The organism is Frateuria sp., from assembly GCF_013362045.1.
Classification (GTDB): Bacteria; Pseudomonadota; Gammaproteobacteria; order Xanthomonadales; family Rhodanobacteraceae; genus Frateuria_A.
Genome location: NZ_JABFWW010000149.1, coordinates 1 through 6,419, shown reverse-complemented (window position 1 = coordinate 6,419; position 6,419 = coordinate 1). Strand labels below are relative to the sequence as shown.

Annotated in this window: 5 protein-coding genes and 1 pseudogene; 2 read left to right on the top strand and 4 right to left on the bottom strand. The window is 70.5% G+C overall.

Annotation, left to right across the window (positions count from 1 at the left end; translation table 11 throughout):
• Positions 1 to 1,368: dihydrolipoyl dehydrogenase (gene lpdA / locus HOQ08_RS07230; RefSeq protein ID WP_291192783.1), on the top strand; the 1,368-nt coding region annotated here is incomplete at its 5' end.
• A gap of 43 nt (positions 1,369 to 1,411) precedes the next feature.
• On the opposite strand, the gene HOQ08_RS07225 is transcribed toward lpdA, so the two are convergent.
• Positions 1,412 to 2,086: a hypothetical protein gene (locus HOQ08_RS07225; RefSeq protein ID WP_291192781.1), complete on the bottom strand. Its 675-nt coding sequence runs from the start codon at positions 2,084 to 2,086 to the stop codon at positions 1,412 to 1,414.
• 19 nt (positions 2,087 to 2,105) lie between these two features.
• Positions 2,106 to 3,200, bottom strand: coding sequence for a DNA polymerase IV (gene dinB, locus HOQ08_RS07220; protein WP_291192779.1), 1,095 nt, complete (start codon positions 3,198 to 3,200; stop codon positions 2,106 to 2,108).
• A 146-nt stretch (positions 3,201 to 3,346) separates the two neighbouring features.
• Here dinB and HOQ08_RS07215 point away from each other — a divergent pair, with 146 nt between their 5' ends.
• Positions 3,347 to 5,350 carry a protein-L-isoaspartate(D-aspartate) O-methyltransferase gene (locus tag HOQ08_RS07215; protein ID WP_291192777.1) on the top strand — a complete coding sequence of 668 codons (2,004 nt, stop codon included), beginning with the start codon at positions 3,347 to 3,349 and terminating at the stop codon, positions 5,348 to 5,350.
• 1 nt (position 5,351) lies between these two features.
• Here the strand turns inward: HOQ08_RS07215 and HOQ08_RS07210 are convergent, their stop codons facing one another.
• Both HOQ08_RS07210 and HOQ08_RS07205 read right to left on the bottom strand, forming a co-directional pair.
• On the bottom strand, positions 5,352 to 5,984 hold the full coding sequence (locus HOQ08_RS07210; RefSeq protein WP_291192775.1) for a LysE family translocator: 633 nt from the start codon (positions 5,982 to 5,984) through the stop codon (positions 5,352 to 5,354).
• Positions 5,985 to 6,049: 65 nt separating this feature from the next.
• Positions 6,050 to 6,419 (bottom strand): annotated as a pseudogene (locus HOQ08_RS07205) (UPF0104 family protein); the annotation flags it as partial.

The following is a 6,419-nucleotide window of genomic DNA, read 5'->3' as shown; positions in this document are numbered from 1 at the left end:
GGCTACACCGCCGCCTTCCGCGCCGCCGACCTCGGCGTCGACACCGTGCTGGTCGAGCGCTACGCGAGCCTGGGCGGCGTCTGCCTCAACGTCGGCTGCATTCCGTCCAAGGCGCTGCTTCACGCCGCCGCCGTGATCGACGAGGCCGAGGCCATGGCCGCGCACGGCGTCAGCTTCGGCAAGCCCACGATCGAGCTGGACAAGCTGCGCAAGTTCAAGGAACAGGTGGTCGGCAAGCTCACCGGCGGCCTGGCCGGCATGGCCAAGCAGCGCAAGGTGCGCACCGTGCAGGGCGTCGGTACGTTCGTCTCGCCGCACGAGCTGGAAGTAAAGACGGCCGAAGGCACCAAGCTGGTCCGCTTCGAGCACGCGATCATCGCCGCCGGTTCGCAGGCCGTGCGCTTGGCCGCCTTCCCCTGGGACGACGAGCGCGTGGTGGATTCCACCGGCGCGCTGGAGCTCAAGGACATCCCGAAAAAGCTGCTGGTCGTCGGCGGCGGCATCATCGGCCTGGAAATGGCCACGGTGTACGCGGGCCTGGGCAGCGAAGTGACCGTGGTCGAGTTCATGGACCAGATCATTCCCGGCGCGGACGCCGACCTGGTCAAGCCGCTGGCCAAGCGCCTGGGAAGCAAGCTCAAGGGCGTGCACCTTAGAACGAAGGTGGTCGAGGCCAAGGCCACCAAGAAGGGCATCGAGGTCCGCTACGAGGGCGAGAGCATCCCCGAGACCACCGTGTTCGATCGCGTGCTGGTCGCGGTGGGTCGCTCGCCCAACGGCAACAAGATCGGCGCCGACAAGGCCGGTGTCGCCGTGACCGAGCGCGGTTTCATCAACGTCGACACGCAGATGCGCACCAACGTGCCGCACATCTTCGCCATCGGCGACCTGGTCGGCCAGCCGATGCTGGCGCACAAGGCCACCCACGAGGCACGCGTGGCGGCCGAGGTGGTGGCCGGCATGAAGAGCCACGTCGACGCGCGCGTGATCCCGTCGGTGGCCTACACCGATCCGGAGATCGCCTGGGTCGGCGTGACCGAGCGCGAGGCGAAGGAGAAGGGCCTGAAGATCGGCGTCGGCAAGTTCCCCTGGGCCGCTTCCGGCCGCGCCATCGGCATCGACCGCACCGAAGGCTTCACCAAGCTGCTGTTCGACGAGGAGACCCATCGCGTGGTCGGCGCCGGCATCGTCGGCCCGCACGCGGGCGACCTGATCTCCGAACTGGCGCTGGCCATCGAGATGGGCGCCGAGGCGGCCGACATCTCGCTGACCATCCACCCGCACCCGACCCTGAGCGAGTCGGTGGCGATGGCCGCCGAGGTCTACGAAGGCACCATCACCGACCTGTACATCCCGAAGAAGAAATAGCCGGTCGCGCCCCTGCCGGGGCGCCAGCGGGCAATTCCGGGCGTCAGGCTCTCGGCGAGTCGCCGAGGGCAACCTGCAGATGCTGCTCCAGCGTGTGCAGGCTGCTCTGGGCCTGGTCCAGCATCAGCGTCATCTGCCCGATCACGCGCAGGAACTCGCGTGGTTGCACCTGGCCCGTACGCAGGTCGGTCATCGCGTCGACCATGCGCGGCCCGTTCATGATCAGCGCCAAGTTCGCGCTGATGGTCGTGACCATGTCGCGTTGCCCGGCGTAAGCCGCGGAATACCGGCGCATGCGTGCGTCGTCGATCCAGCTGGCCGACTGGTTGGCCACCGCCACGTCCCAGGCCTCCTGGCGCAGCGCGGGCCAGCGCAGGCCGAGGTTGAAACCCTCGACCTTGACCAGCGACTGCACGTGCCGCGCCACCGCGTCATCCGGCATGTGCTCCCTGAAGTCCTGCACCAGCGCATCGCGGATCTGCGTCAGCGCCTTGGCCCGCCGGGCATCCTGTTCGAGCGAGGACCGGACTTCGGCGAGGTTGCTGCGGATTTCGGCATCGATCTGCGTACGCGCCAGGGCGGCGGCATGGACGTGATGCGCGTGCTCGATCCAGGCTTCCAGCCCCAGCGCGGTGAGGATGCTCAGCACGATCATCAGGTAGTGCTTGAGAAGATCCTTCAGTGACTGCAGGCGAACGTTGGGCAGTTCCAGATGCATGGCGGATCCTTGTGGCCGGTCAATCGCGCGGCGCGGCAGTTTCGAACAGATCACGCTGCGCGGCAAAGTGGTCGCGGTCGACGAAGCCGGCCAGGCCGACCCCGACCAGCCGGTAGCGCGTGCCGGCCGGGCGGTCGACGCGTGCGCGCAGCGCACAGGCGAGCTCGGCCAGCTCGCGCGCCGAGGCGGGCAGGGTGGGCGGGGAGAAGCTGCGGGTGAGCGTGTGGAAGTCGGCGGTCTTGAGCTTGAGCACGACTGTGCGCGCCAGCCGCCCTTCCTCGCGCTGGTGGCCGGCCCAGGTCTTCTCGGCCAGGCGGCGGATGTGCGGCTCTAGTTCTTCCAGCGTGAGGTCGTGCTCGAAGGTGTCCTCGGCCGAGACCTGCAGCGTCGGGCGATCCGGCTGCACCGCATGCTCGTCGATGCCCCAGGACAGCTCGTGCAGGCGCCGGCCCCAGCGGCCGAAGCGCCGCTCCAGTTCGGCCTGGCCGAGCCCGCGCAGGTCGGCCGCGGTGGCCACGCCCATCGCGGCGAGCCTGCCTTCCATCACCTTGCCCACGCCGGGCAGGCGGCCGACCTTGAGCGGCGCGAGGAAAGCCTCGACCTGGTGCGGGCGGATCACGAACAGGCCGTCGGGCTTGCGCCAGTCCGAGGCGATCTTGGCCAGGAACTTGTTGGGCGCCACGCCGGCCGAGGCGGTCAGCTGCGTCTCCTCGCGGATCGATGCGCGGATCGCTTCGGCGACGGCGGTGGCCGAGGCCAGGGCGCTGCGGCTCTGCGTCACGTCGAGGTAGGCCTCGTCCAGCGACAGCGGCTCGATCAGGTCCGTGTGCCGCGCGAAGATCGCCCGCACCTGCCGCGACACCGCCTTGTAGCGCGCGAAATCCGGCGGCACGAACACCGCCTGCGGGCACAACCGTTCGGCGCGCACCGCCGGCATCGCCGAGCGCACGCCGAACACGCGCGCCTCGTAGCTGGCCGCGCACACCACCGAGCGCGTCCCGCGCCAGGCCACCACCACCGGCCTGCCGCGCAACGAAGGGTCGTCGCGCTGCTCGACCGACGCGTAGAACGCGTCCATGTCGATGTGCAGGATCTTGCGCGGGGTAGGGGACAAGGTGGGGAGCCGGGGATGCCTGGCGAGGATTCTAGGCGAGCGCCGCCGGCCCGCGGTAACCGCCTGCGGAACAGGCGTCTGGGCGGTTTGACACGCGGTTGATAGCGGCCGGACTAGCGTTGCGTGGCTTTCCTGGAGGATCCGCCATGACCGACTTTGCCCAGCAGCGCCAGCGCATGGTCGATCGCCAGCTTGCCGGGCGCGGCATCACCGACGCGCGCGTGCTGGAGGCGATGGGAACGATCCCGCGCGAGGCCTTCGTGGCGGGCAACCTGCACGAGTTCGCCTACGAGGATTCGCCGCTGCCGATCGAGGCCGGGCAGACCATCTCGCAGCCGTTCATCGTCGCACGCATGCTCGAGGCGGCCGAAGTGGGCGAAGGCGACAACGTGCTGGAGATCGGCGCCGGTTCGGGCTACGCGGCTGCCGTAATGGCGGCCATCGCCGCGAGCGTGTACGCGATCGAGCGCCACGCCGAACTGGCCGAGCTCGCACGCCAGCGCTTCGACGCGCTGGGCTACCGCAACATCCAGCTGCGCGTGGGCGACGGCAGCGGCGGCTGGCCGGAGGCGGGGCCGTTCGACGCCATCCTCGCCGCCGCCGGTGGCCCTGCCGTGCCCGACGTGTTGCGCCGGCAGCTGGCCATCGGCGGGCGGCTGGTGATGCCGGTGGGCGAGACCCTGCACCGGCAGCGGCTGGTCAAGGTCACCCGCGTGGCGCAGGACCGCTTCGAGCAGCAGGACCTGGACGAGGTGCGCTTCGTGCCGCTGGTCGGCAGCTACGGCTGGAGCGAACAGGACGCCCCGCCGCAGCCAAGGGCGGAGCCGGTCGCCGCGCGCGCACCGGTCGACGGCGGCGGTCTGCCCGGCATGATCCACGATGCGATCGAGCCGCTACCGGACATCGACGACCCGGCGTTCGGACGGCTGTTCGACCGCTACGGCGACGCGCGCGTGGTGCTGCTGGGCGAGGCCAGCCACGGCACCAGCGAGTTCTACCGCGCACGCGGGGCGATCACCCGCCGGCTGATCGAGGCGCATGGCTTCAACATCGTGGCGGTGGAGGCCGACTGGCCCGACGCGGCCGCGCTCGACCGCTACGTGCGCGGTCGAGCGGCCACGCGGCAGGAGCCGATCTTCCAGCGCTTCCCCACCTGGATGTGGCGCAACCGCGACGTCGCCCGCTTCATCGACTGGCTGCGCGGCTACAACAAGGGCAAGCCGATGCAGGCGCAGGCGGGCTTCTACGGGCTGGACCTGTACAGCCTGGACAGTTCCATCCGCGCGGTGATCGAGTACCTGGACAAGGTCGACCCCGAAGCGGCGCAGATCGCCCGGCACCGCTACGGCTGCCTGATGCCCTGGAGCAAGGAGCCGGCGCAATACGGCCGCATGGCGCTCTCCGCCGGCTACGCGCTGTGCGAAAAGGCGGTGGTGCAGATGCTGCGCGAACTGCTGTCCCGCCGCATGGAATACGCCCAGGCCGATGGCGAGCATTTCCTCGACGCGGCGCAGAACGCGCGCCTGGTCAGCAACGCCGAGGCCTACTACCGGGCGATGTACTACGGCTCGGCCGAGTCGTGGAACCTGCGCGACAGCCACATGTTCGAGACGCTGGAGAACCTGCTCGCCGCGGGCGGATCGCGATCCCGGGCCGTGGTGTGGGCGCACAACTCGCACATCGGCGATGCGCGGCAGACCGAGATGGGCCGGGTGCGCGAGGAGCTGAACCTGGGTCAGCTGTGCCGCCAGCGCTTCGGCGCCGATGCCGCGCTGCTCGGCTTCGGCACGCACACCGGCACGGTCGCCGCGGCCGACGACTGGGACGAGCCGATGAAGGTGATGGAGGTGCGGCCCTCGCGCAGGGACAGCTACGAGCGCCTGTTCCACGACGCCGGCCAGCCGCGCGGCCTGCTCGACCTGCGCGAGGGCGTGCACCGCCAGCTGTGCGGGCGCCTCGCCAGCGGCCGGCTGGAGCGTTTCATCGGGGTGATCTACCGCCCCGACACCGAACGCTGGAGCCACTACGTGGAATGCTCGCTGCCGCGCCAGTTCGACGGCTACATCTGGTTCGACCAGACCCGCGCGGTCGAGCCGCTGGGCGAGGAGCCGCGCACCGGCATCGCCGAGACCTGGCCGTTCGGGCTCTGAGCTAGCGCCGCCCCTGCGCCAGCATCCGCACCGCCAGCGAGGCCAGCACCGTACCCATCAGCCAGCGCTGCATCGCCTGCCACAGCGGACGGCCGCCGAGAAAGGCGGCGATCGAGCCGGCGCCGAGCACGATCATCGCGTTCATGCTCAGGCTGATCGCGATCTGCGTGAAGCCCAGCGCCACCGACTGCCAGAGCACGCTGCCGTGGCCCGGCGCGACGAATTGCGGCAGCAGCGACAGGTAGAGCATCGCCGCCTTCGGGTTGAGCAGGTTGGTGAGCAGGCCCATCGCGAACAGCCGGCGTGGGCTGTCCGGCGCCAGCTCGCGCAGCTGGAACGGCGAACGCCCGCCCGGCTTCAGCGCCTGCCAGGCCAGGTACAGCAGATACAGCGCGCCGGCGATGCGCAGGGCGTCGTAGGCGTAGGGCACGGTCAGCGCCAGCGCGGTGATGCCGAAGGCTGCGCACAGCATGTAGAGGATGAAGCCCAGGCCGATGCCGGCAAGCGAGATCAGGCCGGCCGCGCGGCCCTGGCAGACCGAGCGCGAGACCAGGTAGATCATGTTCGGCCCCGGCGTCAGCACCAGGCCCAGCGCCACCAGTGCGAAGGCGGTCAGGTGGGTGGCATCGGGCATGGGAAGACTCCGCCGCAAGGAGGCGCGAGCATACGGTTGCCGGCGCACGCCGGCATGTGCCGAAGCTACCGCTGCGCGCTTCGTCCGTCCGCCACCGTGCGCCGGCGGCGCGCCTCGAACAGGCCCAGCGCCAGCGCCGCGACACCGAACGGCAGCAGGTTGTAGACCAGCCGGTAGCACAGCAGGCCGGCCAGCACGTCGGCGCGCGCCTCGGCCGGAAAGGCGCCCAGCAGGATCGCCTCGAACACGCCCAGCCCGCCGGGCGCATGGCTGACGATGCCGGCCAGCAGCGCGGCCAGGTAGACCGGCACGAAATCCGCCGGTGCGGGTGCGATCGCCGGCGGCAGCAGCAGGTACATCGCGCCGATCGCCGCGCTCATCTCCACGCCGCCGACCAGCATCTGCAGGGCCGCGCCGCCGCTGCCCGGCAAGGCC